Here is a 25,806-nt window from a genome sequence, read left to right as displayed (position 1 = left end):
AATGAATGAGTTAAAACATCTTGCTGTGGTGATGGATGGCAATAGAAGATGGGCTAGAAAAAATGGACTTTTAGAAAAAATCGGCTATAGTCAAGGTGCTAAAGTTGTTGAAAAAATCATAGAAGTATGTATGGATGAAAAAATTCAAAATCTAACCCTTTATGCTTTTAGTACAGAAAATTGGCAAAGATCAAAAGAAGAAGTGGAATTTCTTTTTAAGCTATTAAATAAATATCTTGATGAATCTTTAAATAAATTTATATCCAATAAAGTGCGTTTTAAGGCTATAGGAAATTTAAGTCTTTTAGATGAATTAACCTTAAAAAAAATACAAAATTTTCAAGAACAAACTAAAAAATATACAAAATTATGTGTAAATTTAGCTATTTCCTATGGAAGTAAGGATGAAATAGTTAGAGCGGTTAAAAAGGTGATTGAAAAAAATCTTGAAATTAATGAAGTGAATATACAGGCAAATCTTGACTTAAGTGAAGATGTGGATTTGTTTTTAAGGGTAGGGAGTGCTAAAAGAATTTCAAATTTTTTATTATGGCAGTCAAGTTATGCAGAAATTTATTTTAGTCAAACTTTATTTCCTGCACTTACTAAAAAAGAAATCGCAAATATCATTGCTGAGTTTAAAAAACGCAAAAGAACCTTTGGTAAATGATATTTTTCTTTTTATTGCTAGGGCTTTGCGTGGGTTCTTTTGTCAATGTTGTGATTTTAAGAACAATTAATAAAGAAAGCATAATAAGCCCAAGATCAAAATGTCCCAAATGTCTTAAAACTTTAAAATTTTATCATCTTTTTCCTTTATTATCTTTTGTATTTTTAAAAGGCAAATGTGCTTTTTGCAAAGAAAAAATTTCTTTGATTTATCCTTTTAATGAACTTATTTGTGCATGTTTGTTTGTTTTTGCTTTTTATCTAATTGAAGATGCTTTTCAAATTTTAATTTTTGCTTGTATGTTAGCTGTATTATTAGTACTTTCTTGGATGGATTATTACTTAAAAGCAGTGAGTGAGTTTTGGCTTTGGATTTTATTTATTTTGGCTTTTTATTTTGATTTTTTACATAATGGTTTAAATTTAGAAAATTTTCAAGATAGCTTTTTATTTCGAGTGTGTTTTGGGGCAGGGTTAATTTTTATACTAAAAAGTATGATTAACTTTATTAAAAATTTTAAAAAAAGAGATGAAATTTTAGAAAGTTTAGGGGAAGGTGATGTTATAATAATAGCTTTGATTTTTGGAATTTTTGGCTATGAAAAAGGCTTTTTGATTTTATTTATTTCAAGTTTTTTAAGTCTTTTGATGTTTATAAAAATAGCTAAGAAAGATTATCAAATGCCTATGATTCCTTTTCTATTTTGTGGAATTTTGATTAATCTAAGTATAGAAAGTATATTATGAAACTAGTTTATAAGTATTTGCTTAATCAGTTTTTAAGCACAATGTTGTCTTTGTTTTTTACCTTATTTATTATTGTTTCGATTATATTTTTTATACAACTTGCTAAAATTACTGCTTATATTGAAATTACTTTTTTTGAGTTAATCAAATTGTATATTTTTCTTTTGCCAAAGATATTGATTTTTACTTTACCCATATCTTTTTTCATAGCTTTAACTTTGGCCTTTTATAGACTTTCTAGGGAAAATGAAAGCACAGTGTTATTTGCTTTGAGCATAGCTCCAGGTATGATAGCAAGTTTTTTTGCAAAAATTGCAGCTTTAGTAAGTGCTTTTATGCTTGTTGTGGTTTTGGTTTTTATACCTATATCTTTTGAACTTTTTGATAATTTTGTAGATTATAAAAAAATTAGTGCTAAAGTAAGTATAAAAACAGGAGAATTTGGACAAAGATATGGAGAATGGCTTGTTTTTATTGATACTAAAAATTCTGATGAAACTTATAAAAATATCATAATGTATCATCCAAAGAAAAACTCACAAGATAAAGAACAAGTGATTTTAGCCAAAGAAGGAAAGTTAGAAACAAATGATGGAGTGATTACTTTTAAACTAGATGAGGGAAAAGCTTATGAGATTAAGGAAGAAGATTGGCATATTTCGAGTTTTAAAAATTTATTAATTAAAAGCAAACTTTCTTCTAAGGAATTAAATACCAAAAGTTTTTATGGGTATTGGTCTGATGTGACAAATAATAAAGAAAAGGCAAAAGAATTTGTTATTTATATTCTTATAGCTTTATTTCCTTTAGCTAGTGTGCTTTTTGCACTCTCTTTTGGTATAGTAACTTATCGTTATGAAAAAGGTTTTGCTTATTTTGGAATTTTTGTGATTATTTTTGCTTATTTTACGCTTTTGATTAGTTTTTATAATCCTCCTTTTGTAGCTATTGCTGTGATTTTTTCAAGCTTTTTAATCGCTTCTTTGTTTTATTTTAAAGCAAAAATTGCAAGTAAGTATTAATGCTTTTGAAATTAACTTTTTCTTATGATGGCTCTAAATTTCAAGGTTCAGCTACCCAACCACATAAGCTTAGTGTCCAAGATGCTTTAGTGCAGGCTTTATCACATTTAGGTATTTATGAAAAGCCTTTATTTGCTTCAAGAACTGATAAAGGTGTGCATGCATTTAATGCAGTTGCTTGTGTAAAAGTGGGAGAACATTTTAAAGATTTTGTGTATTTAAAAAATAAAATCAATCATTTTGCGCACCCATTTATACATATAAAGCATATTCAAAGAATGCAAGAAAATTTCCAAGTGCGTTTTGATGTGAAAAAAAGAGCATATCGATATATCATAAGCCATGAGAAATATAATCCTTTTTTAGCTTCTTATGTTCATTTTTATCCAAAAATAAATATTAAATTAGCCAAAGAAATTGCTTTTTTATTTGAAGGAGAACATGATTTTAAACTCTTTCAAAAAGAAGGCTCTGATAATAAAACAAGTATAAGAAAAATGTATAAAACTAGAGTTTATGCTTATAAAAATTATACTGTGTTTTATTTTGAAGCAAATGGTTTTTTAAGATCGCAAATTAGAATGATGATGGCAAGTATTTTAAAGGTATTAGAAGGAAAAATGAGCCAAAATGAGCTTTTAGAACAAATCAATGCTAAAAAAGCTCATTGTAGATTTTTAGCTCCTGCTAGTGGTTTGTATTTGAGCAAGATTTCTTATCATAATAATGCATGATTTTTTTATGTATAAAAAACGAAAAAAGAATGATTAAAGTCCCTATGCAAAAAGGTAGTAGCTCTACATCTACTCCAAAAATACTCATATTGATAAAAATACTTATAGGTATAATGGCATTATTCATCAAGGCTAAAACTCCACTATCTACTTCAGTAGAGCCTTTATTCCATAAAAAATATCCAAGCCCTGAAGCAATAGTACCAAGATATATCAAAGCTATCCAGGAGCTTAAATTGGATGGTAAATTATTATAATCTCCAAAAAATAAAAAAGCAGGTAAGGTTACGCAGATTGCACCTAAATAAAAATAAGCAAAAGCTTCTTTTTGACTTAAATTTGTATTTTTTTCTAATAAAATTTTATAAAAACTTTGTCCAGCGCCAAATACCAAATTAGCTCCTTGAATAAGTAAAAAGCCATATAAAAAATTAGAGTTAATATTATCAAATTTAACTACAAAAGCACCTATAATACATATAAAAATACTTATAAAATATAAATATCTAAGATTTTTTGAAAAAAGCCCATAAAAAAACACAACATAAAAAGGCGTAAAGATAGTAAAAAGCGCTACTTCGCTTACACTTAAATATAAAAAAGAATGATAATAAAATAAATTCATCATACCAAGTTGTAAAGCTCCAATGCTTATGAGTTTTAGTTTTAAATGCAAATTCAGCTTAAAATTTAAAAAAGGCAAAAATACTAATAAAGACAAAAAAACTTTTGCAAATGCAGCAAAAAAACTATCCATTTCTAAAGTTATAAAATGCCCAATTAATGGAAAAGAAAAAGCCCAAATAAAACTTGCTAGTAATAAACTAGGCATTTTAAAGCACACCTTCTAATTTAAGTAAAGCTTCTTTAATAAATAAACCACCATTGTATCCGCCTAAGTGATTTTTAGCTACCACTCTATGGCAAGGTATAAAAATTGCAAGTTTGTTTTTAGAATTTGCATTACCTACCGCTCTAAAAGCTTTTGGATGATTGATAAAAGAAGCAATTTCTTGATATGTTTTAGTTTGTCCATAGGGAATTTTAATTAAAGCTTTATATACTTTTTGCTCAAATTCGCTCCCCTTTAGAGCTAAGGATGTGTTAAAAGCAAAGAGTTTTTTGTTAAAATAAAGGTCTAATTCTTCTAAGGCTTGTTCTAAAATAGGGTGTTTATCTTTGGTGAAATTAGGCTTGTATGTAGCAAAATCAACATTAACAAGCTTATCTTTATCACTTTGTAAAAGAATATAAGCAAAACTAGCTTTATAAAAATTTTTATACATATTTTTCCTTATTTTAAAAGCAAGCATTGTATGAATTTTAAATTAATTAATTGTTATTAAAGCAAAAATTTAGTTAAAATAGTGATTTAATTTATATCAAAGGAAAATATTTGAAGATTTTATTATTTAGTTTGATTATAAGTTTAAATGCATTAGCTTTAGATTATACTTGTGGGTATGTCAAAGAAAATAAGATGGATTTTTTTAAAGAGTTTAAACCGCAAGTTTCTCAAGATTTTGCTCAAGTAGATTTAAATTGCGATTTTTCTTTAAAAAATAATCAAATCACAAAAAGATTATATGAGCTTGCTAATGAAATTAGGGGAAGCAATAGTGCTTGTATGGGTGGAGAATATTTTAGTGATTTGAGAAAATTTGATTTTAAATTATTAGAAATTGCACTTGATCCACAAGGCCATCAAAAGACTTTACAAGATCCTATAATACTCGAAGAAAAATTTGCAAAATTAAAAGCATATTTTAGATTTTGGGCTTATCAAAGCATTGGAAATTTTAAACTTTTTAAGGAATTTTGGAAAGAATATAACAATGCGATTAATCCTTTAACAAGATATTTTCAAAAGGAATTTAATTTAGATAAAGCAAGTGCAATTTATTTTGCTAGTAATGCTTTGAATGAATTTTTAAACTGGGCAGTTGGTGAGACTAAAATTTTTAAAGATGTTTCAGACTTTGAAAAATTTGTAGCTAATAAAAATAATTCTTTAGAGCAGATTAAAGAATACATTTATACTAAAAAAATTAGCAATTTAGAATTAAACAATGGTTTTAAATCAGCCTTGTTAAATAATAGAGAAAGTGAAATTGTAAGTGAATTTATAAAATTAGGTGTAAAAATAAATGAAGGTTATGAGTCTGCTTTATTTTTTGCACTAGATAATGCAGAAAATGTTAAGCTTTTGCTTGAAAATGAAGCGGTGGTTGATTATAAAAATTCTTTTGGTAAAACACCGTTGTTTTATGCTGTTGAATATAACAACTATAAAGTTGCCAAGCTTTTGCTTGAAAATGGTGCAAATGTAAATCAAAAATACATTAATGACAATGAAAAACTTTCTATTGCTAGTATGGGAAGTAATACGCCATATTTTATCACCTTATGTGCGCTTGAGCATACTTCTAAAAATATCTTTATGCACGGGGCAAATTACGCAGATGTAAAAATGCTTAAGTTGCTTATAGATTATAAAGCTAATTATAAAGAAATAGATGATTTAGGATTTAATGCTCTTGATTTTGCCATCATTGCAAAAAAAGAACAAAATATTAAATTTTTAAAAAAACTTGGTTTAAAAGAAAATGAAAATTTGATGTTATATGAAGAGGCGCAACCATGAAAATTGCTTTAATAACAGGGGTAAGTTCAGGCTTTGGATTGGAAAGTTTAAAAGCTTTAATAGAGCTTGATTATAAAGTTATAGCCATAGCAAGGCGCAAGCAAAGATTGGAAAAATTACAAGGGTTTTATGGAGATAAAATTTACCCTATAGTACTTGATGTTAGGGATAAGCAAGCAGTTTTTGCAACAATTGAAAATCTACCTCAAGATTTACAAAATATTTCTTTGCTTGTTAATAATGCAGGTCTTGCTTTAGGGTTAGATGAGTTTGATTCTTTAGATATTGAAGATATTGAAGCCATGGTAGATACTAATATCAAAGGCTTTTTATATATAGCAAGAGCTACTTTACCTTTACTTAGAAGGGTAAAAAATGCTCATGTGATTAATCTTGGTTCAATTGCAGCTAATGTGCCTTATTATGGAGGCAATGTTTATTGTGGCACGAAAGCTTTTGTGGCACAATTTTCTAAGGCTTTAAGAACGGATTTGCGCGGAAGTAATATAAAAGTAACTAATATTGCTCCAGGACTTTGTAAAACTGAATTTAGCGAAGTGAGATTTAAAGGTGATATTAAAAAAGCTGATGAGATTTATGAAAATACTAAATATATTAAAGCTGAAGATATAGCAAAAATTATTACTTTTATTATTAGCTTGCCTGAGCATATTAATATTAACGAAATCGAACTTATGCCTGTGACTCAAACATGGGCAGGAACTTTTAGCGAAAAAATATAAAAAAACTTAAGGAAAAATATGAGAATTTTTTATTTACTATTAGCCCCTTTATTATTATTTGCTGATACACAAGCAAATGCAGAGCTTTTTGGGGTTTGGACTCTTTTGCCACCGGTGATAGCTATTATTTTAGCTTTTATTACTAAAGATGTAGTGCTTTCGTTGTTTATTGGTGCATTAAGTGGTACTTTTATGTTGGGGCTTATCGAAAATAGTATTTATCATGCTATCATAGCTTCTTTTACAGGATTTATCTCTAAAGTGGTAAATGCCATGGCAAGTCCTGGTAATGCAGGTATTTTGCTTCAAGTTTTAACGATAGGTGGGGTTGTAGCTCTGATTACTAAAACAGGGGGTACTAAAGCTGTGGCCGTTTGGCTTTCTACTAAGGCCAAACAAGCAAAAAGTTCGCAATTTGCTACTTGGTGTATGGGGATTTTTATTTTCTTTGATGATTATGCTAATTCATTAATCGTAGGACCTATTATGCGTCCAGTGACTGACAAATTTAGAGTAAGCCGTGAGAAACTTGCTTTTATTATGGATGCTACCGCAGCGCCAATTACTGGCCTTGCTATTATTTCTACTTGGATAGGACTTGAAATTTCTTTAATTCGTAGTGGATATGATCTAATCGATAATGCAACTTTTGCTCACCTTGGCATAGCTAAAGAAGAAATTAACGCTTTTGAAATCTTTGTGCAAACCTTACCTTATAGATTTTACAATCTTTTTATGTTGATTTTTGTTGTTTTGACAATTTATACAGGTAGAGAATTTGGGCCTATGTTAAAAGCAGAACTTCGAGCTAGAGCGGGTAAATTTTCTCATGGACATGAGCAAATTGACAATATAGAAGATAAGGTATTAGAGCCAAAAGAACATGTAAAATTACAAGCTTCTAATGCGATCATACCTTTGGCTGTGTTAATTGTGTTTTCTTTTATAGGTTTTTATTTTAGTGGCTATAATGCTTTAGATGATGCAAGTATTAAAACACAAATTGATGTAGCGCCATTTAGTTTATTTGCTTTTAGAGAAACTTTTGGCGCAGCTGATGCTTCGGTAGTGTTGTTTCAAGCAGCGCTTTTAGCCACCATAGTAGCTATTATTTTAGGAATGTATAGAAAAATATTTACTTTAAAAGAGGCGATTGCGGTTTGGACACATGGTTGGAGGACTATGATTATGACAGTAATTATTTTACTTTGTGCGTGGTCACTTGCTTCTGTGATTAAAGATCTTGGAACTTCTAAGTATTTAATCGATCTTTTTTCAGACAAAACACCTATTTATTTATTGCCAACTGTAATTTTTATTTTTGCTTCTATTATTTCTTTTTCAACAGGAACTAGTTATGGGACTATGGGTATTTTAATGCCTTTGGCTATTCCTTTGGCAATGGCTGTTGGGGTGCATAATGACTTAAATGGCTTAGAATTGCACCAATATATGATTATTAATATTTCAGGTGTGTTAACGGGAGCGATTTTTGGAGATCATTGTTCGCCAATTTCTGATACGACTATTCTTTCTTCTATGGGAAGCAAGTGTGATCTTTTAGCGCATGTTAGTACACAAATGCCTTATGCTTTAAGTGTTTGTGCTATTAGTATACTTTGTGGTTATTTACCAGTAGCACTAGGACTTAATGTATGGCTTGGGCTTGTTTTTGGAATATTAGCTATGATAGCTTTGCTTTTTGTAGTTGGCAAAAAGGTAGATGAGTAAATGCATTTTGAAGAAAAAATTGCTTTAAACAAAGCATTGTTTTCTTCTTTATATGATGGAGAAATTCAGTGCTTTAAATCACCTTTAAAAGCTTATAGAACTAGGGCAGAGTTTTCTATATATCATCATGAAAATGGAGAAATTTCTTATGCAATGTTTAAAAATAAGAAAAAAACTCCTATTGAGAAATTTGATATAGCGGATGAAAAAATTCAAGAATATATGCCTATTTTATTAAATAATCTAAATGAAAATTTAAAACATAAACTTTTTGGAGTGGAATTTTTAGCGACTAAGTTGGATTTAAGTGCAACCTTGCTTTATCATAAAAATATCGAAACCATCATACATGATCTACAAGAATTATCTACAAGATTAAACCTTAAGCTCATAGCAAGAAGTAGGGGTAAAAAGCTTGTATTTAATGGAGAAAATTTAAGACAAATTTTAAACATCAATACAAATGAATTTTTATACGAGTTTAATAATGATTGTTTTATACAGCCAAATACAACTATAAATGAAAAAATGATTGAATGGGTGGTTGATTTATTAGAAAAAGAAGATAGAAAAGATTTATTAGAACTTTATTGTGGTTATGGAAATTTTACTATAGTATTGGCAAAGTATTTTAATAAGATTTTAGCAACTGAAATTTCTAAAAAAAATATCGAATTTGCTCTAAAAAATTGCACTTTAAATTCTATTGGAAATATATCTTTTACAAGACTTTCTAGCGAAGAATTAAGTCAAGCCTTAAAAAAGGAAAGAGAATTTAATCGTTTAAAAGGTATAAATTTAGATAGTTTTAGTATATCTCATGTTTTAGTTGATCCACCAAGAGCAGGACTTGATTTAAGTGTGATTGAGCTTATTAAAAATTATGAAAATATCATTTATATTTCATGTAATCCTATTAGTTTAAGAGAAAATCTTAAGAAATTATGTAAAACTCACAAAATATCTAAATTTGCATTTTTTGATCAATTTGCAAATACAAATCATCTTGAATGTGGTATTTATTTGAAATTAAATAACAATATAAAACATTAATTTTGCACATATTACAATAATTATAGTAAAAATAAATACAATAGGATGAATATATGCATGAAAAGGATTTTGTTTTTTTAAGATTATTTTATAAAAAAGAGAAAATAGTATTAATATAAAAATACATAAAGCAAAGAATATTTTGCAAACAAATATCCAATTTAATGAATTCAAATGAAAATGAGCCAAATATAAACCGCTAAGAAATAAAATCAATACAATAGGTGGCATTATTTTAATTGTATTTTTAATATCCAAATTTAATTTTCTTAACAAAAATACCTCGGTAAATAAAAATCCTATAAAAAATATAGCACAAAATAAATGTATTATTAGTATATAAGGATAAATATTGATCATGATTACAACCTTTATTGTGATAATTTTAATATTTTACAATACTTAGTGGTAAAATTTATTGATTTGTGTTAAATTATATTAAACATTATAAAATAATAATGCAAGTAAAATTTTAAATTCTATTATTAGTATAAATAAAGCCTCTGAAATCATGGTTTAATTTAAACTAAATTAAGCTTGTTAATACTATAAATATTTGTAAATTTAAAATAAAAACTTGAAATTTATAACAAAGCTACAAAATTTAATTTTTGATTAATTTATTAGTTTTTTTTCATCTTAAATGTGGAGTATATTTAAGGAAAAATTTTATATAAGTTAGAATTTATATAATCTTTGCTACTACTAAAATAGTTGATTTAATAAATTAATTTTTTACAAAGGATTTCTCATAATCAAGAGGTACTTTTAAAATTACTTGATTATATCAATGAAAAATTTAAGAAAGGTTTTTTCATGGGTCTTAGTAAAAAATATAATTTATTTAATGAAAATTTTTTCTGTATTTTTGAGATAAATTTTGTTGTTTGTCTTGTTTTTTTGTATGAGTACTATTTCTAGTGCAGATTATGTTTTGGGTGTTTTAAACCTTCAAACTAGTACCACAGGTCTTATTATGAGAGTTTTTGTTATAGGTGCTTTACTTTTCAGATTTTATTTTGGTTTTATTATTGATGATGTCAATATAAAAAAGTTATAGTGTTTTAGCTTTGGTTTTATCTGTTTTTTAAAGTAAGAAGATTTAAAAAACATCATCATATAAAAAGAAAATTTAGTATTTATAATTATTTTGAAAATCAGTTTAATTTAGCTTTAATAACCTTTTTAACCACATGTCCTTTTGGTGCTATTATAGCATATATGAGTGCTTATGCTCAAAGTTTAAATTTAGCTTTTGCTAGATCTATGTTTTTTGTGATATATGCTGGGTTTTCTATGATTTTTAGATCACTTGCTGGTAAAGTGTTTGATAAATATGGTGCTAACATTGTGATGATTTTTTCCTTTTTGAGTTTTACAGTATGTTTGCTTTTGCATTAAAATTTTATACGATTATTTTATCAGGAATTTTTTGTGCATTAGATTATGCTAATGCTATTTCAAGTGCTCAAGCTTTAGCTATAAAACTTACACCTAAAGATAAAATAGGTTTGACTAATCCTACATTTTATAGCCTTAGATTTTGACATAGGGGTGAGTTCTTATTTGCTAGGTATTATAGAGCTAAGTGTGGTTTTGCTAATGTTTATACTTTTGTGCTTTATTAGTTGCAATAGCTTTGATTTTATATTGTTTGTTGATTATAAAAAAGCTTCTTGTTAAATTGATTTTAGATACAATGCTCTAAAAAGGAAAAAGCATTGAGCGATAGTCATAAAATACTAAGTTCTATGAAAAATATAGCCATCATAGGACTTAGTCCTAATCAAGATAAACCTTCCCATTTTGTAAGTAAATATTTGCAAGATTTAGGTTATAAAATTTATCCCATCTATCCTAAAGAAGATTTTATTTTAAATGAAAGAGTTTATAGAAACTTAAAAGAAATCCCTTTTGAAATTGATACTGCTATAATGTTTAGAAAAGCAAGTTTTGCAAATGAAATTTTTGAAGATCTTTTGAGTAAAAATATTAAAAATTTTTGGATGCAACTTGGTATTGTTAATAATGAAATCATGCAAAAATGTAAAAAATATGGTATAAATTGTGTTCAAGATCGTTGTATTAAAATAGAACTACAAAAAGGATAGTCATGGTTGAATTAAATAAAATTTATCAAGCAAAACAAAAAATTGCCGATTTTGTATTAAAAACTCCTTTTGTGCACTCTTCTTTTTTGAGTGAGTTTTTAGAAACTGATGTTTTTTTAAAATGTGAAAATTTGCAAAAAACAGGTGCTTATAAAATCAGAGGAGCTTATAATACAATAGCTAATTTAACTAAAAAACAAAAACAAGCAGGTGTAATAGCTGCAAGTGCAGGAAACCATGCGCAAGGAGTAGCAATTAGTGCTAAAAAATTTAATATAGAAGCTGTGATTGTTATGCCTGAAGCCACGCCTTTATTAAAAGTAAGTGCGACTAAAAATTTAGGTGCAAAAGTGATCTTAAAAGGAGATAATTTTGATGAGGCTTATGCTTATGCGCTAAATTATGCTAAAGAGCATCATTTAAATTTCATCCATCCTTTTGAAAATGAAAGTATTATAGCAGGGCAGGGTACTTTAATGCTTGAAATGCTTGATGAAATTAGTGATTTAGATATGATTTTGGCTCCAGTTGGCGGGGGAGGTTTGATTAGTGGTGTAGCAAGTGCTGCTAAGCAAATTAATCCTGCTATAAAAATCATTGGAGTGAGTGCTAAGGGAGCTCCTGCTATGTATGAGAGCTTTAAAAGTAAAAAAATGATTAATTCAAAAGCTGTGAGAACGATAGCTGATGGTATAGCAGTGCGTGATGTAAATAAAATTAATTTTGATATTATTCTTGAATGTGTTGATGATTTTATTCAAGTTGATGATGAGGAAATAGCCAATGCAGTACTGTATTTACTTGAAAAACATAAAATCACAGTTGAAGGCGCTGGAGCATCAGGAGTTGCCGCACTTTTACATAAAAAAATAGATTTAAAAAATCATAAAAAAATAGGTGTGATTTTAAGTGGTGGAAATATTGATGTGCAAATGTTAAATATTATTATAGAAAAAGGTTTGTTTAAAGCTTTTAGAAAAATGCTTATTAATGTAACTTTGATTGATAAACCAGGAGCGTTGAGTGCTTTGAGTGATGCTATAAAAGGAGCTAATGCTAATATTGTTAAAATTGATTATGATAGATTTTCTACTAAGCTTGAATATGGTGATGCGATGATTTCAATTACCTTAGAAACTAAAGGAAAGGAGCATCAAGAATTAGTCAGAAGGATACTTTATGATAAGGGTTTTAATTTCAATGAAATTTTATGATAAATTAAATATAATATTTTATAAATAAATTATAAGGAAAAAAATGTCGCAAGAAAAAATTTTAGAACTAGATACATTAATAACCTCTAAGACAGACTTAAAAGGGGATATTATTTATGCTAATGATGATTTTTTAAAATATGCGGGTTATAAAATGGAGGAAATTTTATATAAGCCGCACAGTATTGTGCGTCATCCTGATATGCCAAAAACGGTTTTTAAATGTTTATGGGATTATATACAAGAAGGAAAAGAAATTTTTGCTTTTGTTAAAAATAAAACCAAACAAAATGATTATTATTGGGTTTTTACTAATGTAACAGCCTCTTTTGATGAACAAGGAAATATCATAAATTATTATTCGGTTAGAAGAAAACCTAAGAGAGAGGCAATATCGACTATAGAGCAAGTTTATAAAATTCTTTTAGAAATAGAAGAAAAGAGTGGTATAAAAGCTGGGGTAGATGAGCTTGTTAAAATAGTTAATTCTTATGGTATGAGTTATAATCAATTGATCTTGGAACTTCAAAGATAAATTTGATAAATTTTTGTTTATAAATTATTATTTCATATTAAGATATAATTTCTCCCATTTTAAATTTTAAACTAAGGAGATTATGTTATGTCTTCAGAAAAAAATCTGACTTCAGATGTTTTAATAACATCAAAAACCAATTTAAAAGGTGAGATTGTTTATGCCAATGAAGATTTTTTGAACTATTCTGATTATAAAATTGATGAAATTTTATACAAGCCTCATAGTATTATGCGTCATCCTGATATGCCAAGAACAGTTTTTAAGTATTTATGGGATAATATTCAGCTTAAAAAAGAGATTTTTGCTTTTGTAAAAAACAAAACAAAATTCAATGATTATTATTGGGTTTTTGCAAATATAACTGCATCCTGTGACGCAAATGGAAATACTTTAAACTATTATTCGGTGAGAAGAAAACCTAAAGCAGAAGCTGTTAAAACTATAGAAGGAATTTATAAAGTTCTTATAAGAAAAGAAAATGAAAGTGGCATAAAAGCAGGACTTGAAGAGCTAAATACTATAGTAAAATCCTACGGGATGAGTTACAATGAATTAATAATGCAAATTCAAAAATAAAGGAATAAGGAATGTTGATAAATATTGTATTAATTGGTATTGGACTAGGTGTTTTATCTTGTGTAAATTCTGTATATTCTACGGATTTTATTTCTTTTGGATTTTCTTTAGTTTTACTTTTGTTATTTGTTTTTCTTTATATATTGTTAAAAAAAGAAGATCAATTTAGTGATAAAATTCTAGATCTTAGTCGAGAATTAAAAAATGGTAATTTTGATTCAAGAATTGTGTATATTAAATGTAATAATAAAAAACTTAAAGAAATCGCGGATAATCTTAATAATACCATAGATGGGTTGGAAGCTTATTTGAGGGAAATTAATACCTCTATTGCTTGTTCTCAAAAAGGCGAGTATTTTAGAAGAGCTATTCCTGAAGGTTTAAAAGGGATTTTTGTTCATAATATTAATTTTATCAATAAAGCATTGGACGGTATAGAAAAAACAGGAAAATCTGTTTTCAAAAATGCTTTATCAAGAGAATTGATGGATTTGAGTTTAAATAGTCAAAACAAAAATTTAAATGATTTATCTTCTGCTTTAAATGGTATTATTAAGTTGATGAGAGAAGTGTTTGGTGATATTAAAATAATATCAGATACTGCTCAAAAAAATGGTCTAGAAGTAGGTAATTTGCAAGATTCAGTTTCTTCCATGATGCAAGTAGCTGATGAGAGTAAAAATGCTGTTGATACTTTTGCATCAAATGCTCAAAGTATTAATGCGATTGTGGAAGTTATAAGAGATATAGCAGATCAAACTAATCTTCTTGCGCTAAATGCGGCCATTGAAGCTGCTCGTGCTGGTGAGCATGGAAGAGGTTTTGCTGTAGTTGCAGATGAAGTAAGACAACTTGCTGAGAAAACTCAAAAAGCAACAGGAGAAATTACTTTGGCAATTCAAATAATGAATCAAGAAATTGGATCAATACAAGAAAATAGTGAAAAAGTATTTGATATTGCAAATTCTTCTAATAGCAAAATTGCTGATTTTAGCGAAGCATTTAGAGAATTAGAGGATAAAAGCTCTCACTTAGGAAAAGAATTTGTTAATTTTGCTTCTGATTTAACTTTATCTGCTATGAAAATAGATCATATTTTATATAAATCAGATGTTTATTTAACTCTTAATGGTTCTCAGCAAAATTTACAAAATCTTGATCCAATTTCTAATCTATGTAAAGATGAAGATGCAAAAAGTATTTTCTGTCCTTTAATCTCTCAAAATGAAATGGACTTTAAAAGTGAAAAAATACGACACTCTGCAAATAAAGCTATAGAAATAGCTAAAAAAGAAAATATTTCAAAAGAAGATTATGATTCAATTATTAGTGACATAAGAGAGTTAGAAAAAGATAGTAAATTAATTATGGATAAACTAGAAGCTTCGTAAGCTTCTAGTTTTTAAACAAGAGCTATTTTTAAAACTTCTTGTAAATTTTTCACCCCAATAATCTTCATATTTTTTACTACTTCTTCGGGAATATCTTTCAAATCTCTTTCATAGTTTTTATGTGGAATAATGGCTGTTTTAATATCAGCTTTATAAGCAGCAATTAATTTTTCTTTTAAGCCACCTATTGGTAAAACATTACCCATCAAGTCAATTTCTCCTGTCATTGCAACATCAGATCTTACCTTCTTATTGCTCAAAATAGAGGCAATGGCTGTGGTGATTGTTATACCCGCGCTTGGCCCATCTTTTGGTGTTGCACCATCTGGAACATGAATATGAAGATTGTATTGATTATAAACACTTTCATCTTTTTTATAAAAAAGATTTTTTGGTGCCTTGATTTGTTCTTCATCAATTAAATTTTTAATAAGACTTTGGGCAATTTTTGCTGATTCTATCATTACATCGCCTAAACTTCCTGTAAGAGTTAACTCGCCCTTGCCTTTGATTTTAATGATTTCTATTTTTAATACATCTCCACCTACTGCAGTCCATGCTAGACCGTTGACTTGCCCTATTTTATTTTCTTTTTCATGTTTTTCTATTTCAAAGACTTTTTTATTTAAAAAATCTTTTAAATTTTTAGCATTAATTTGAATGTTTTTAATATTTTCTTCCAAAAGAAGTTTTTTAACACATTTTCTACAAACTTCGGCAATTTTTCTTCTTAAATTTCTTACGCCCGATTCTCTAGTATATTCATTGACTATTAATTCTATAGCTTCGTTATCAAAGCTAATTTCTTTTTCTTTGAGTCCATGTTTTTTTATTTCATCAGGTATGAGATAGTTTTTGGCTATTTGGAATTTTTCTTGCGGAGTATAAGAACTGAGCTCTATAAATTCCATTCTATCTTTTAGTGCAGGTGGGATTAAGCTCGCATCATTTGCTGTGGCTATGAAAATGATTTTACTCAAATCGATATTAAAATTTAGATAATAATCCCTAAATTTCGTATTTTGTTCAGGATCTAAGATTTCAAGTAAAACTGCACTTGGATCTCCTCTGTGATTGCGACTTAGTTTGTCAATTTCATCAAGTACAACCACAGGATTACTTTGTTTTGCCTCTATTAGTCCTTGTATAATGCGTCCTGGCATAGCTCCTATATAGGTTCTTCTGTGTCCTCTTAATTCATTTACATCTTCTAGGCCACCTAAGGCTATGCGGACTAATTCTCTTTTTAATGCTTTTGCGACTGAATTTGCCAAAGAAGTCTTACCTACACCTGGAGGCCCAACTAAACACAAGATAACTTTAGCACCATCTTTGTCTTTGATTTTACGCTTTTCTAAAAGCTCTTTTACTGCAAAGTATTCTTCAATACGCTCTTTTGGTTTTTCTAGAGCATAGTGGTCGCTATTGAGTTGCAAGGATACATCTTTTAAGTTAAGTTTTTTCTTTGAAGAGTGCTCAAAAGGTATATCCAAAACGGTTTCGATATAAGTTTGAACCATAGATGCTTCTGAATTGTCTTGATGAATTCTTTCATATTTTTGAATTTGTTTTTTGATTTCTTTATAAGCATCTTCATACATAAAAGCTTTTTTCTTTTCTAGCTTTTTGTTGTATTCTTCTACTTCACTTTCTTTTTGTATATCACTTCCAAGTTCTCTTTGAATTTGCTTGAGTTGTTCTTTTAGGAAGTATTCTTTATTGACTTTATCTATTTTAGAATGAACTTTATTTTTGATTTCTTTTTGAATTTTATTTGCTTCGATTTCTTTAGCTAAATAATCAATTAAATTTAAAAGCTTGGTTTCTAAATTAGTTTCGATAAAAAATTCATAGGCTTGTTGTTTTTTGATTTTGATAGAATTGAGTATCAAATCACAAATTCTACTAGGTTCAACATCTTCTTCTATAGTTCGTAAAAGATCGGGTGGAAAATAATGACTAACTGTAGATAAAGCTTTAGCTTTTTCTCTAACCACTTCAATAATAGCTTCTTTTTTTGTATTGCAAATAGGTTCTTGATGAATTAAATCAACTAAAGCATATAAAGGATCATCTGAAATTTCATCTACGATTTTAGCTTTAGCATAACCTTGAAATAAAATTTTAATCCTACCATCAGGTAGTGGAACTTTTCTCATAATGGTTCCAATCACCCCGCAGTCATAAATATCATCAAAGCCACGTCCGCCTTCAATTTTTGAAGGTGCAACAAAGATCATGCTTTCATTTTGTAAAGCAGTATCTAAGGCTTTGATATTTTGCATGTCATTTAAAAAAATAGGTGTTATCATAAAAGGATATAAAAAAAGCTCATCTTCCACAAGGATAGGAAGTTTTGCTGGATAGTTTTGAGTATTTTCTAATTTCATTACATTATACCTTCTTCAAATATTTTTCTATACCATGGAAGTTCTGGTTTGATCATTTCGATTGTATTAAAATCGGAATTTTCTATTTTTTGCTTATAAATTTCATAACTTTGTTCTCTATCTTTTTTTTCATACAATTTTGCAATGCTTGTATCAAGATAAAAAACCGCAAGATTAAATTTGGTTAACATGGTATCAATGAGATCATTATATTGCACATTAGGATAGTTTTGGTTGTACTCTTTGATTTCTTCTATGGTTTTAAGCATTAATGCTTGATTGCGATTTGGAACAGCAAAAGAGTCAAATTTAGCTTTGATTTTTAAATATCTTATGTATGCGACATTTTTAGAATCACCAAATTTGTTTAAGTATTCATCAAGATAAAAATTTGCCATTTCATATTCTTCTTCATTAATATGAGCTTGTGCTAAGATAAGCAAAGTTTGTTCTAATAATGGATCAGCAATATGTTCAGCTGCCATGGAAGTATAATGTTTATCAGCTGCTTCAAGATTTTTTTCTTGTAAATCTTTAATGATTTGTTGATACCACTCCATAGAGCTAAGATTATATAAATCTTCTGTTTTTTTAGAACCGCATGCCCCTAAGAATAATCCTATTATTATAAGCGAAAAAATAAAATTTTTTTTCATATATATCACCTTGTAAATTTAATAATTTATAATTATAATGTTTTTATGTTTATGAAAATGTTAATTTTTAAATTAAAATTATAATCAAAAAATTTTAATTAATGTAATTTAAAAAGTTGGAACTAAAATTGCTTAATGGGTTGTAATTTCTTAGTCAATAGATTTTAGGAGGCAAGATGAACTTAGAAGTTAAATGTCCTATTTTAGGTTTTGAAGATACCAAAAATATGAATTTTTATAAAATAGATGAGGTTTTTTATAGACTAAAAAGCCTTGATGGTAAAGATTTTTCTTTTGTGATGATCGATCCTTATATGATCCGTCCTGATTATGATTTTGAAGTTCCTGATTATTATCAAGAGTTGTTAGCTTTAAATGAACAGACTAATTTTGGTGTATTTGTTATCGTGGCTATAAATGAACCATTAGAAGAATCTACGGTAAATTTTTTAGCACCCGTTGTGATGAATTATGATAATAATTCTTTGGTGCAAGTGATTTTAGATACAAGCAAATATCCTAATTATTTTCAATCTGAAAAGATTTCGACTTTTATTAAACAATCGAAATAATGTCCGAAATTTATATTTTAGGAAATGGTGCTATGGCTAGTGCTATAGCAAAAGGTATAAGCGGTGCTTATGAAGTGATAGTAGTTGCAAGAGATTTAAAAAAAGCAAGTAGCTTAAATTTCAAAGTCATATCATATGATGAGTTTGATATGGAAAATAAAAATATTATTTTGGCTTTTAAACCTTATGCTTTAGAAGATGTAGTTGTTAAACTAAAAGGCAAGGCAAGATGGCTTATTTCGGTTTTAGCAAAGACTACTTTTGAGCAACTTCATTGTATTGATGCGCAAAATTATATAAAAATCATGCCAAATACAGCAGCTGAATTTAAAGCTTCAGCGACTGCGTATTTGATGGAAAATGATTTATATAAAAATGAAATCTTATCATTGTTAAATACTTTTGGAAAAGCTATAAGTTTGCAAAATGAAAAAGAATTTGATGTGGCTATGGTTTTAAGTGGTTGTGCCCCTGCATTTTTAGCTTTGATAGCAGAAAGTTTAGCAAATGCAGGTGTTAAAAATGGTTTAAAAAATGAGCTTAGTTATGAGCTTACGCGTGCTTGTTTTGAAAGTTTTAGTGCTTTGTTTAATCATGCTCATCCAGCAATTATAAAAGAAAAAATTTGCTCTCCGGCGGGAGTTACAATTAAAGGAGTTGAAGTTTTGGAAAAAAAGGCTTTGCGTGGTGCTTTTTTTGAAGCTTTTAGCGCAAGTTTAAATAAATGAAGCAAGCTTTTAGTCTCCTAGAGCTTGCTTTTTGTATTGTAATTTTATCTTTTGTTTTTGGATCTTATTATCTTATATTTGTAAATAAATCTTTAGATGTTATATGGCAAAATCAAATCCTTTTTAATGAAGAAAAAGAATTATTGATGCAAAATCCTTCATATAAAGTAAAAGAAATAAATATAAATACTTATAATTTTTTAGAATACACTAGTGATGAGTTTAAACTAAAATCTTTAAAAATAAAAGATTTATCCTATGAAGAAGCTTTTATAGATGAAAAAAGCTTTTAATCTATTAGAGCTTGTGTTAAGCTTTGTTATTTTAGGTATATTGGTTGCTATTTTAAGTAATCCAACCATACATCTTTATAATTATAGTTACAAAATTAAAAATTCCAACACAATATTTTTAAATTTAAATCAAACTTTATTTAGTATAGAAAAAATTTATCATTCTTGTTTAAATGTGACATTGACAAGTAATTCTTTTGAGTGTTATATGAGTACAAATGATGATATTTTTTATGATATATCGTTAAAAAAGTTAAATTTTAGCGGTGTTATTTTAGAAAACAATGAAAGTTCTTTTAGTCCAAAAAGTAATTTACATTTTGTAGAAGATGGAATTTCTAAAGGAATTTTAAGTAATTACAAAGATATGCATAGTGAAAAAAAGTTAAAAATATATGCTAACGATTATATGTATTTTTATGATATGAAAAATTCAAAAGTTTATAAAGTGCTAATTGATGATAAAGAGAAAATCCATTTTTTTAATGAGAAATTTAGTGGATTTTATACTGTTTTATATGCTTATGTTAGAGTATATTTAGAAAATGAAAATATTTATATACAAATAGATGATTTAAATCATAACAAGCGATCTTTTTTACTAGCTCAAAATATTTCAAAACTTATTTTCAAGCAAGATGATAAGGCGCTAAAAGTTTCAATATGTGATAAAAATCAAAATGAATGTTTATCTAAGTGGATGTTTTTATGAAAAAATCTTTTGTTATGGTTTATACATTATCTTTTATTTTATTTATCTCTTTTGTTATGGTATTTATAATAAAAATTTCTTCATATTCTCCAAGAATTATAAAAGATTTAACTCTTTATACTCAAGGAAAGATTTTTCTCCATGATACAAAAGAACTTTCCAAGTATTTTTTATATCAAGCTTATTTAGAGAGTAAAGAATGCTTAAATGAATATAATTTTGAATATAATAATATAAAAATACGAATTGATTATGCTTATCCTTTGGGTGAGTGTAAAGGATATAAATTGATAACAAATGATACTAATGCAAAAAGCATTGTAGCAGTAAATATTAGCGTGTTGCTAAATGATAATAAAGCAGTAAATGAAGAAGTGTTTTTGCAAAAAAGTTTTTTTATTTATCCTAAATTAGATTGGATGTAAGTTTGAACCCCAATGGCTATCATTTTTACCCCCATAGCCATAATAAAAACTAAAGCAATACGTGAAAAAACATAAAGTACAAGCTTGCCTATGACTTTTTCAATAGTAGCTGAAAAGTGAAATAAAGCAAAAATAAAAGCAAAAGTAAGCAACACAGAAGCTATAGCTATAGCTAAATTTTGATCTTCTGAAATAACCACTATAGTAGAAAGTGTACCAGGTCCTACTAGCATAGGAAATGCCATTGGTACTATACTTTTTTTCAATAATTCTTTATTACTTAACCCTTGATAGTGTTGAAATTGAGTGCTTGATGGAGTAAAAAGCAAATTTTTTGTGCTCATAATGATTAAAATCAAACCACCCGCAACTCTTAAATCATTAATATCTATTTTAAATAAATATTTCATGATAAATGATCCAGAAAGTAAAAAAACTAAAACAATACAAAATGCAGTATAAATAATATTTCTAAAAAGTTTTTTTCTTGTATCAGCATCTAGACCTTCAGTCATTGCAATAAATTGTGGAAGATTTCCAAAAGGATTTAAAACTGCTATAATAGCAATAGAAGCAAGTAAAATAACATAAATTTCAGATTCTATATCTGAAAACATAAAGCAACCTTTTATTTTCCCAAGCTTAAAAGCTTGGGATTGATTTAATAATTATAGTCCTTCAAAAGGATTAGTAACAACTTCTTTTCTATCTACAATATAAGGGATAAGTGCTACATGTCTTGCACGTTTAATAGCAATTTCAACCATTTCTTGGTGTTTTTTGCTAGTACCTGTTAAACGGCGCGGCATGATTTTAAATCTTTCTGATAAAGCATGTTTTAACAATACTGTATCTTTATAATCGATGAAATCGACTTTAGCTTCTGTATATTTGCAATACTTACGTGAATATTTTCTTTTTTCTGCCATGATTTTTTCCTTTAAAATGGTAATTCTGTGTCATCATCATATTTATCAATGTCAATTTCCTTCATAGGGGTTTCCTTCTGAGGATTTTGATAAGTATTAGATGGGTTTGTTCTAGTTTGCACTTGAGCATAAGGGTCAAAACTTTGTTGTTGATTAAAATTTTGATTATAACCATAATTTTGACTGTTAAAATTGTTTTGTTGGCTATTTTGTACAGTTGAACCTAGCATTTCTAAATTTTCAACTTGAATGCTGTGTTTTGATCTATTTTGTCCATTTTGATCGCTCCATTGTTCAAATCTTAAACGACCTTCGATTAAAACTTTACTACCTTTGTTAAGGTATTGATTTGCAATTTCTGCTGTTCTTCCAAAAAAGCTAATGTCGATAAAGCAGGTCTCTTCTCTTTTTTCTCCTGTATTGGTGCTAAATCTTCTTGTTACAGCTATAGCAGAAGAACCTATTGCGCTACCTGATGGAGCATAACGCATTTCTATGTCCCTTGTGAGATTACCTACTAAAACGACTTTATTAAACATTAATTAGCCTTCTGTACTTTCACTAGCTTTGATTTCTTTTTTACCTTGTTTAATACCTTTGCTTAATTTTTCCCAAGCAGCGATTTCTTTTTTGTTTTCATATTTTACAACTAAAAATCTTATCACTTCTTCAGTAATTCTTAATACCCTTTCAAGCTCAGCGATTAAATTAGTAGGAGCTTTGAAGTAAATTACAAAATAAGTTCCTCTTTCGTATTTTTTGATTTTGTACGCAAGTTTTCTTGTTCCCATTGGAACTACGCTTTCAATTTCTGCGCCATTTTTTGTAAGGACTTCTTTTACGAATTCCAACTTAGCACTTACTTCTTCTTCTGTAAGTGTTGGTTTTAATATGAATAAAACTTCATAATGTCTCATTTGAATTTCTCCTTGTGGATATAAAGCCTAAAAATTAGGCAAGGATTTTGCATAAAATGCAAATTTTATTTTACCACAAGTTTTCTTAATTTAACTTTTTAATATTGAGCTAAGTTGCAAAAGTGTTGCGATTAAAAATTCTTTTTTTTCTATTTTAGAATTCTTTTTTAATTCATATTCGCAATTACAAAGTGTTAAAAAGATATTTTTATATTGTGATATTTTAATTATAAGAGCTTGTTTTTGAAGATTTTGTGTCACAGAAATAGGTGGAGCATAGCCTAAAATTTCTTTTAAATCTAAATTTCCATAAATTTTAATATGTAAAGCTATTTTAAAAAGTCTAGAAAAATTTGCATATAAGGCATTAATCAATGCTATTTCATTGTAATGATCTAAAATATTTTCAAGATCAGCTCTTAGATCCTTTTTTTGCATGAGGTTATCAAAAAAGCTTTCAAAGCTAATAGTACTTAAACTAAAACAACGTTCTTGTATGATTTTTTCATCAATGCTTAAGCCGCTAAATTTATTTAATTCATTTGCTGCTAAGTATAGATTTTCATTAAAATTGTAAAAAAGTGCAAAAAGTGCATTTTGTGTGATATTGATGTTTAACTCTTTGGCTTTTAGAGCTAGAAGCTCTATACCTTCTTTAGCTGAATTTACTTTATAAAATCTACAAAAATTATTAGCAAAAATTTTCTCCGCTTCACTTTGTTTGGAGCTTTCATCGTAAATTTCAAGTAAAAAATAATTATCTTGTGAATTTTGACAAAGCTGTAAAAGCTGTTTGAGTTCTTTACTTGGGATTTTCTTTTGAGTTTTGATTTCTAGTAGTTTTCTTTCGCTAAATAAGGAAGCACTAGATAAATAATCATAGGCTTGCTTAAAATCATATTCTTCAAAATAAAATCTTAAACTCTCATCAAAAGAGTATTTATCTTTAATAAATTTAGTATAAAGCTCTATTTGGAAATTATCCGCTCCATAAAGCAAGAAATAATTAGGAAAATTATTGCTATTAAGTAAGCTTTGGAGTTGATTTTTATACATTTTGCTTTCTTTCTAAGCTAAAATGCTTGGTGATTTTTCCAAAAATTTTGGCACTAACAATATCCACTTCAGTGATTTCTACTTCAACATGTTCTAATAAATTTGCTCTTGAACCTATAATGGTGATTAAAGCTCCTTTTATATCATCGTTGAGTTTCACTTGTAGTGAGCTTTGATTTTCTATCACTAAGGCTTTGAATTTTTTTCCTATGTTGTATTTTGCCCATCTTGCAAATTTTCTATCCATGAAATTCCACGAGACTTTATCTGCTTCTCTTTCTAAAATGCTTAGTTCTTCGCAAGTACTTTGAATATTTAAAAGCAAATAATTAAACATTTTTTCATCATGATTAATTTTAGCTTTTAAAAGTCTATGTAAAATAAGATCAGAATACCTTCTAATAGGGCTTGTAAAATGGGTATATTTATCAAAACCCAAGCCAAAATGTCCTGCATTTTCACTAGAATATTCTGCCTTTTTTTGTGCCTTGATGATGAGTTTATCTACTTCTTCTCTTATATTTAGCTCATTTGCTAAGACTTGAATGTCTTTAAATAATTCTATGATATTATTTTTAGGATTAATATCTATACTAAGCGTTGAAAGATCAGCTAATAATTGATCTATTTTTTTATAATCAGGACTTAAATGATTCCTAAAAACTCCTATATCAATGAGTTTTGCTGCAGCTTTATTAGCTAAAAGCATGCAATCTTCGATTAAATTATGTGAGGCCGTGTCGCTTTCAAGACGTGTTTTTAGGAGTTGATTGTTTTCATCTAGAGTCATTCTAAGTTCTTGGGTTTTAAACTCACAAGCATTTTTTAGGCGTTTTTTGCGTAAATTTTGAGTGATTGCAAAAGCATCATAAAGCCAATTAATCTCCCCTAAATCATCACGGTTTTTTAAGTACTCATCAACTTCATCATAATTAAAACGGCGTTTTGAGTTAATAATGGCTTCAAAAAGTTCTTCTTTGATGACTTCATTGTTTTGATCTAAGCATATTTTAAAACAAAATGCTAGTCTATCTTCATTAGGTTTTAATGAGCAGATATTTTCGCTTAAAGCCCTTGGTAACATAGGTATGGCAATATGAGGAAAATAAATCGAAAAACCTCTTGATCTTGCTTCTTTATCAATGGCGCTATAAGCATGCACATAAGCACTTACATCGGCTATAGCTACATAAATAGCGTGTTCGCTTTTATCATAATAAATCGCATCATCAAAATCTTTTGCATCTATAGGATCGATAGTGCAAAAATTTAAATTTCTAAGATCTTTTCTTGATGGATACATGCTTGCATCAACTTTATCTCCATAAGCTCTTGCTTCATTTTCACATAAATTATCAAAAATCGCATTTTTATTAAAAAGTGCTAAAGAAATTTTTTCATCTACAAAATCATCATCAATATGTCCTATCACTTCAGTGATATTGTTATCATGGTTTTCTATCTTTAAAATTGTTCCCAAAGGCAGTGCTTTTAAGGATTTTTGAGAGGCTTTTAAGGCACATGTAAGTCCTGTTTGAATATTTACTCCAAGGACTGCTTCGCCGTATTTTTTAGTCATAACCAAAGAAGTTTCGTGGGCTCTTTTGAGTATTGAAATAACTTTAGCACTTGGACGCTTTTTTTTAAGAGGGAGTAATTTTGCCACAACTATATCAGCATAATTTGCTCCTTTTAAATTTTTATTTTCTATGAGCAAATCACGCTTAAAAGCAGGATCAAAACTTTCTAAAAATCCCGTTCCACTAGCTGAAATATCAATCTTACCAAAAGTAAAGCCATCTTTTAAATAGTATTTGTTTTTATAAAATTTAATAATATCACAAGTTAATAATTCTCTAATTATTTGCTTGTTTTTATTGGTAATTTCATTAGCATTTAGACCATAACTTAGTTGATTAAATAATTCTTTCATAAGACTCTTTATAGTAATTTTT

General features: G+C 27.9%; 29 protein-coding genes. 19 read left to right on the top strand and 10 right to left on the bottom strand.

Annotated features, from left to right (window positions below; translation table 11 throughout):
* Window position 1 precedes the first annotated feature (1 nt).
* Genes uppS through truA form a run of 4 tightly spaced genes read left to right on the top strand, consistent with a single transcriptional unit; the run spans window position 2 to window position 3,172 of the window.
* The gene (gene uppS, locus CSUB8523_RS06280) at window positions 2–670 is read left to right on the top strand and encodes a polyprenyl diphosphate synthase (protein WP_039664178.1); all 669 of its coding nucleotides are present in this window, start codon (window positions 2–4) and stop codon (window positions 668–670) included.
* Window positions 667–1,416 carry a prepilin peptidase gene (locus CSUB8523_RS06275; protein WP_043019947.1) on the top strand — a complete coding sequence of 250 codons (750 nt, stop codon included), beginning with the start codon at window positions 667–669 and terminating at the stop codon, window positions 1,414–1,416. The genes uppS and CSUB8523_RS06275 overlap by 4 nt, the downstream gene beginning before the upstream one ends.
* The gene (locus tag CSUB8523_RS06270) at window positions 1,413–2,438 is read left to right on the top strand and encodes an LptF/LptG family permease (protein WP_039664176.1); all 1,026 of its coding nucleotides are present in this window, start codon (window positions 1,413–1,415) and stop codon (window positions 2,436–2,438) included. The genes CSUB8523_RS06275 and CSUB8523_RS06270 overlap by 4 nt, the downstream gene beginning before the upstream one ends.
* Window positions 2,438–3,172 carry a tRNA pseudouridine(38-40) synthase TruA gene (gene truA / locus CSUB8523_RS06265; RefSeq protein WP_043019946.1) on the top strand — a complete coding sequence of 245 codons (735 nt, stop codon included), beginning with the start codon at window positions 2,438–2,440 and terminating at the stop codon, window positions 3,170–3,172. The genes CSUB8523_RS06270 and truA overlap by 1 nt, the downstream gene beginning before the upstream one ends.
* Here the strand turns inward: truA and CSUB8523_RS06260 are convergent.
* A complete protein-coding gene (locus tag CSUB8523_RS06260; protein WP_043019945.1) occupies window positions 3,126–4,004 on the bottom strand; it encodes an EamA family transporter in 879 nt (292 codons plus the stop codon). The genes truA and CSUB8523_RS06260 overlap by 47 nt on opposite strands.
* A 1-nt stretch (window position 4,005) precedes the next feature.
* Window positions 4,006–4,458 (bottom strand): O-6-alkylguanine-DNA/cysteine-protein-methyltransferase, encoded by a 453-nt coding sequence (locus CSUB8523_RS06255; RefSeq protein WP_043019944.1) that lies wholly within the window; start codon window positions 4,456–4,458, stop codon window positions 4,006–4,008.
* Between the two features lie 110 nt (window positions 4,459–4,568).
* Here CSUB8523_RS06255 and CSUB8523_RS06250 point away from each other — a divergent pair, with 110 nt between their 5' ends.
* The 10 genes from CSUB8523_RS06250 to CSUB8523_RS10575 all read left to right on the top strand — a co-directional run bounded on the left by CSUB8523_RS06250 (window position 4,569) and on the right by CSUB8523_RS10575 (window position 15,173).
* A complete protein-coding gene (locus tag CSUB8523_RS06250; RefSeq protein ID WP_043019943.1) occupies window positions 4,569–5,816 on the top strand; it encodes an ankyrin repeat domain-containing protein in 1,248 nt (415 codons plus the stop codon).
* Window positions 5,813–6,559: a short-chain dehydrogenase/reductase, subgroup 5 gene (locus CSUB8523_RS06245; protein WP_043019942.1), complete on the top strand. Its 747-nt coding sequence runs from the start codon at window positions 5,813–5,815 to the stop codon at window positions 6,557–6,559. Before CSUB8523_RS06250 ends, CSUB8523_RS06245 begins: the two co-directional genes overlap by 4 nt.
* 18 nt (window positions 6,560–6,577) lie before the next feature.
* Window positions 6,578–8,290: a Na+/H+ antiporter NhaC family protein gene (locus CSUB8523_RS06240; protein WP_043019941.1), complete on the top strand. Its 1,713-nt coding sequence runs from the start codon at window positions 6,578–6,580 to the stop codon at window positions 8,288–8,290.
* A complete protein-coding gene (gene trmA, locus CSUB8523_RS06235; protein ID WP_043019940.1) occupies window positions 8,291–9,343 on the top strand; it encodes a tRNA (uridine(54)-C5)-methyltransferase TrmA in 1,053 nt (350 codons plus the stop codon).
* Between the two features lie 1,382 nt (window positions 9,344–10,725).
* Complete coding sequence (locus tag CSUB8523_RS10060; protein WP_158336973.1) at window positions 10,726–10,890, top strand: hypothetical protein; 165 nt, start codon at window positions 10,726–10,728, stop codon at window positions 10,888–10,890.
* Between the two features lie 204 nt (window positions 10,891–11,094).
* Window positions 11,095–11,454: a CoA-binding protein gene (locus tag CSUB8523_RS06220; protein ID WP_052243718.1), complete on the top strand. Its 360-nt coding sequence runs from the start codon at window positions 11,095–11,097 to the stop codon at window positions 11,452–11,454.
* A gap of 2 nt (window positions 11,455–11,456) precedes the next feature.
* Window positions 11,457–12,668: a threonine ammonia-lyase gene (gene ilvA / locus CSUB8523_RS06215; protein WP_039664166.1), complete on the top strand. Its 1,212-nt coding sequence runs from the start codon at window positions 11,457–11,459 to the stop codon at window positions 12,666–12,668.
* Window positions 12,669–12,711: 43 nt separating this feature from the next.
* Complete coding sequence (gene cetC / locus CSUB8523_RS06210; protein ID WP_039664165.1) at window positions 12,712–13,203, top strand: energy taxis response protein CetC; 492 nt, start codon at window positions 12,712–12,714, stop codon at window positions 13,201–13,203.
* Between the two features lie 87 nt (window positions 13,204–13,290).
* Window positions 13,291–13,782 carry a PAS domain-containing protein gene (locus CSUB8523_RS06205; RefSeq protein WP_039664164.1) on the top strand — a complete coding sequence of 164 codons (492 nt, stop codon included), beginning with the start codon at window positions 13,291–13,293 and terminating at the stop codon, window positions 13,780–13,782.
* An 11-nt stretch (window positions 13,783–13,793) separates the two neighbouring features.
* A complete protein-coding gene (locus CSUB8523_RS10575; RefSeq protein ID WP_039664163.1) occupies window positions 13,794–15,173 on the top strand; it encodes an MCP-domain energy taxis signal transduction protein in 1,380 nt (459 codons plus the stop codon).
* Between the two features lie 11 nt (window positions 15,174–15,184).
* On the opposite strand, the gene lon is transcribed toward CSUB8523_RS10575, so the two are convergent.
* Window positions 15,185–17,563 (bottom strand): endopeptidase La, encoded by a 2,379-nt coding sequence (lon, locus tag CSUB8523_RS06195; RefSeq protein ID WP_039664162.1) that lies wholly within the window; start codon window positions 17,561–17,563, stop codon window positions 15,185–15,187.
* A complete protein-coding gene (locus CSUB8523_RS06190) occupies window positions 17,563–18,219 on the bottom strand; it encodes an outer membrane protein assembly factor BamD (protein WP_039664161.1) in 657 nt (218 codons plus the stop codon). The genes lon and CSUB8523_RS06190 overlap by 1 nt, the downstream gene beginning before the upstream one ends.
* A 176-nt stretch (window positions 18,220–18,395) precedes the next feature.
* Here CSUB8523_RS06190 and fliW point away from each other — a divergent pair, with 176 nt between their 5' ends.
* From fliW to CSUB8523_RS06165, 5 genes are read left to right on the top strand one after another with little or no spacing between them, the layout of a single operon-like run.
* Window positions 18,396–18,791 (top strand): flagellar assembly protein FliW, encoded by a 396-nt coding sequence (gene fliW, locus CSUB8523_RS06185; RefSeq protein WP_039664160.1) that lies wholly within the window; start codon window positions 18,396–18,398, stop codon window positions 18,789–18,791.
* The gene (locus CSUB8523_RS06180) at window positions 18,791–19,519 is read left to right on the top strand and encodes a pyrroline-5-carboxylate reductase (protein ID WP_039664159.1); all 729 of its coding nucleotides are present in this window, start codon (window positions 18,791–18,793) and stop codon (window positions 19,517–19,519) included. The genes fliW and CSUB8523_RS06180 overlap by 1 nt, the downstream gene beginning before the upstream one ends.
* Window positions 19,516–19,812: a hypothetical protein gene (locus CSUB8523_RS06175; RefSeq protein ID WP_043019936.1), complete on the top strand. Its 297-nt coding sequence runs from the start codon at window positions 19,516–19,518 to the stop codon at window positions 19,810–19,812. The genes CSUB8523_RS06180 and CSUB8523_RS06175 overlap by 4 nt, the downstream gene beginning before the upstream one ends.
* A complete protein-coding gene (locus CSUB8523_RS06170) occupies window positions 19,796–20,524 on the top strand; it encodes a hypothetical protein (protein ID WP_043019935.1) in 729 nt (242 codons plus the stop codon). Before CSUB8523_RS06175 ends, CSUB8523_RS06170 begins: the two co-directional genes overlap by 17 nt.
* On the top strand, window positions 20,521–20,949 hold the full coding sequence (locus tag CSUB8523_RS06165; protein ID WP_043019934.1) for a hypothetical protein: 429 nt from the start codon (window positions 20,521–20,523) through the stop codon (window positions 20,947–20,949). Before CSUB8523_RS06170 ends, CSUB8523_RS06165 begins: the two co-directional genes overlap by 4 nt.
* Here the strand turns inward: CSUB8523_RS06165 and CSUB8523_RS06160 are convergent.
* From CSUB8523_RS06160 to CSUB8523_RS06135, 6 genes are all read right to left on the bottom strand, one after another.
* Window positions 20,925–21,566 (bottom strand): MarC family protein, encoded by a 642-nt coding sequence (locus CSUB8523_RS06160; RefSeq protein WP_043019933.1) that lies wholly within the window; start codon window positions 21,564–21,566, stop codon window positions 20,925–20,927. The two genes, CSUB8523_RS06165 and CSUB8523_RS06160, sit on opposite strands and share 25 nt — an antisense overlap.
* Window positions 21,567–21,617: 51 nt before the next feature.
* The gene (gene rpsR / locus CSUB8523_RS06155) at window positions 21,618–21,878 is read right to left on the bottom strand and encodes a 30S ribosomal protein S18 (protein WP_039664154.1); all 261 of its coding nucleotides are present in this window, start codon (window positions 21,876–21,878) and stop codon (window positions 21,618–21,620) included.
* Between the two features lie 11 nt (window positions 21,879–21,889).
* Window positions 21,890–22,417, bottom strand: a complete 528-nt coding sequence (locus CSUB8523_RS06150) for a single-stranded DNA-binding protein (protein WP_039664153.1) — start codon at window positions 22,415–22,417, stop codon at window positions 21,890–21,892.
* A gap of 3 nt (window positions 22,418–22,420) precedes the next feature.
* Window positions 22,421–22,795, bottom strand: coding sequence for a 30S ribosomal protein S6 (gene rpsF / locus CSUB8523_RS06145; RefSeq protein ID WP_043019932.1), 375 nt, complete (start codon window positions 22,793–22,795; stop codon window positions 22,421–22,423).
* A 90-nt stretch (window positions 22,796–22,885) separates the two neighbouring features.
* Complete coding sequence (gene holA, locus CSUB8523_RS06140) at window positions 22,886–23,851, bottom strand: DNA polymerase III subunit delta (RefSeq protein WP_039664151.1); 966 nt, start codon at window positions 23,849–23,851, stop codon at window positions 22,886–22,888.
* Window positions 23,844–25,784: an RNB domain-containing ribonuclease gene (locus tag CSUB8523_RS06135; RefSeq protein WP_043019931.1), complete on the bottom strand. Its 1,941-nt coding sequence runs from the start codon at window positions 25,782–25,784 to the stop codon at window positions 23,844–23,846. Before CSUB8523_RS06135 ends, holA begins: the two co-directional genes overlap by 8 nt.
* Window positions 25,785–25,806 lie beyond the last annotated feature (22 nt).

It is taken from the genome of Campylobacter subantarcticus LMG 24377, assembly GCF_000816305.1.
GTDB classification, from domain to species: Bacteria; Campylobacterota; Campylobacteria; order Campylobacterales; family Campylobacteraceae; genus Campylobacter_D; species Campylobacter_D subantarcticus.
This window is presented reverse-complemented; position numbering and strand designations above follow the sequence as displayed.

Coding starts and splice junctions, on each gene's coding strand:
- uppS (WP_039664178.1), top strand. CDS start 2: ATGAATGAGTTAAAACATCTTGCTGTGGTGATGGATGGCAATAGAAGA.
- CSUB8523_RS06275 (WP_043019947.1), top strand. CDS start 667: ATGATATTTTTCTTTTTATTGCTAGGGCTTTGCGTGGGTTCTTTTGTC.
- CSUB8523_RS06270 (WP_039664176.1), top strand. CDS start 1,413: ATGAAACTAGTTTATAAGTATTTGCTTAATCAGTTTTTAAGCACAATG.
- truA (WP_043019946.1), top strand. CDS start 2,438: ATGCTTTTGAAATTAACTTTTTCTTATGATGGCTCTAAATTTCAAGGT.
- CSUB8523_RS06260 (WP_043019945.1), bottom strand. CDS start 4,004: ATGCCTAGTTTATTACTAGCAAGTTTTATTTGGGCTTTTTCTTTTCCA.
- CSUB8523_RS06255 (WP_043019944.1), bottom strand. CDS start 4,458: ATGTATAAAAATTTTTATAAAGCTAGTTTTGCTTATATTCTTTTACAA.
- CSUB8523_RS06245 (WP_043019942.1), top strand. CDS start 5,813: ATGAAAATTGCTTTAATAACAGGGGTAAGTTCAGGCTTTGGATTGGAA.
- CSUB8523_RS06240 (WP_043019941.1), top strand. CDS start 6,578: ATGAGAATTTTTTATTTACTATTAGCCCCTTTATTATTATTTGCTGAT.
- trmA (WP_043019940.1), top strand. CDS start 8,291: ATGCATTTTGAAGAAAAAATTGCTTTAAACAAAGCATTGTTTTCTTCT.
- CSUB8523_RS10060 (WP_158336973.1), top strand. CDS start 10,726: ATGTTTGCTTTTGCATTAAAATTTTATACGATTATTTTATCAGGAATT.
- CSUB8523_RS06220 (WP_052243718.1), top strand. CDS start 11,095: ATGAAAAATATAGCCATCATAGGACTTAGTCCTAATCAAGATAAACCT.
- ilvA (WP_039664166.1), top strand. CDS start 11,457: ATGGTTGAATTAAATAAAATTTATCAAGCAAAACAAAAAATTGCCGAT.
- cetC (WP_039664165.1), top strand. CDS start 12,712: ATGTCGCAAGAAAAAATTTTAGAACTAGATACATTAATAACCTCTAAG.
- CSUB8523_RS06205 (WP_039664164.1), top strand. CDS start 13,291: ATGTCTTCAGAAAAAAATCTGACTTCAGATGTTTTAATAACATCAAAA.
- CSUB8523_RS10575 (WP_039664163.1), top strand. CDS start 13,794: ATGTTGATAAATATTGTATTAATTGGTATTGGACTAGGTGTTTTATCT.
- lon (WP_039664162.1), bottom strand. CDS start 17,563: ATGAAATTAGAAAATACTCAAAACTATCCAGCAAAACTTCCTATCCTT.
- CSUB8523_RS06190 (WP_039664161.1), bottom strand. CDS start 18,219: ATGAAAAAAAATTTTATTTTTTCGCTTATAATAATAGGATTATTCTTA.
- fliW (WP_039664160.1), top strand. CDS start 18,396: ATGAACTTAGAAGTTAAATGTCCTATTTTAGGTTTTGAAGATACCAAA.
- CSUB8523_RS06180 (WP_039664159.1), top strand. CDS start 18,791: ATGTCCGAAATTTATATTTTAGGAAATGGTGCTATGGCTAGTGCTATA.
- CSUB8523_RS06175 (WP_043019936.1), top strand. CDS start 19,516: ATGAAGCAAGCTTTTAGTCTCCTAGAGCTTGCTTTTTGTATTGTAATT.
- CSUB8523_RS06170 (WP_043019935.1), top strand. CDS start 19,796: ATGAAAAAAGCTTTTAATCTATTAGAGCTTGTGTTAAGCTTTGTTATT.
- CSUB8523_RS06165 (WP_043019934.1), top strand. CDS start 20,521: ATGAAAAAATCTTTTGTTATGGTTTATACATTATCTTTTATTTTATTT.
- CSUB8523_RS06160 (WP_043019933.1), bottom strand. CDS start 21,566: ATGTTTTCAGATATAGAATCTGAAATTTATGTTATTTTACTTGCTTCT.
- rpsR (WP_039664154.1), bottom strand. CDS start 21,878: ATGGCAGAAAAAAGAAAATATTCACGTAAGTATTGCAAATATACAGAA.
- CSUB8523_RS06150 (WP_039664153.1), bottom strand. CDS start 22,417: ATGTTTAATAAAGTCGTTTTAGTAGGTAATCTCACAAGGGACATAGAA.
- rpsF (WP_043019932.1), bottom strand. CDS start 22,795: ATGAGACATTATGAAGTTTTATTCATATTAAAACCAACACTTACAGAA.
- holA (WP_039664151.1), bottom strand. CDS start 23,851: ATGTATAAAAATCAACTCCAAAGCTTACTTAATAGCAATAATTTTCCT.
- CSUB8523_RS06135 (WP_043019931.1), bottom strand. CDS start 25,784: ATGAAAGAATTATTTAATCAACTAAGTTATGGTCTAAATGCTAATGAA.